We start from the raw sequence: 609 nt of genomic DNA, 5'->3' as shown, positions 1-609 counted from the left end.
TGTTTGAAAAAGTGCCGGGCTTATACGGTTCTGGTGTGATTCCCGCACGGTTTGAAGAATTCAAACTGGCGATCAAAAATTTGATGATGGAACAGTTCTTTACCGAAGCGAACATCGACCGAGTCTTGAATAAAGAAATGGCGGGTGGTGGGAACATCGATCTTCAACCTATGATTGAGAAAGTGGATCTAAACCCGGCCTTTGACTCATTAGTAGAAGTCATTGAGGGCTCCCAGTTTGGCGGCATGCTAGCGATGTTTGGTGGTGCGGAAGCTCTACAGCCGATGCGACAACCTTTCGTCGAAAAGATGCAAGTGTCCATCATCGAACTGAGCAAGAGCGACAGCATTAAAGAAGCTTTGAAAGAGCAGTTTGAATCACCAGCCATGATGGATGAGATTAAGCAGAACATCGAAGGCATTATCGACCAACGCCTTAGCGAGTTAACGCCGGCATTGGTTAAAGAAATGGTGCAAAAAATGATTAAAGAACACCTAGGCTGGCTAGTAGTTTGGGGTGGCGTATTCGGTGGTTTGATTGGTGTTATTAGCACCTTTATCGGCGCATAATCCTTCACTAAACATCCAGAGACCTATCGAAAAAGGAGCC

Annotated in this window: 1 protein-coding gene; it reads left to right on the top strand. The window is 45.6% G+C overall.

The features are described 5' to 3' along the window. Window positions 1–569, top strand: a 569-nt coding sequence (locus R8N49_RS28635) for a DUF445 domain-containing protein (protein WP_318190637.1), incomplete at its 5' end; no start/stop codon positions are given. Window positions 570–609: the final 40 nt, after the last annotated feature.

This window comes from Vibrio sp. 1978 (genome assembly GCF_033344345.1).
Note: the sequence above shows the minus strand (reverse complement) of the source record. Positions and strands in the feature narration are given on the sequence as shown.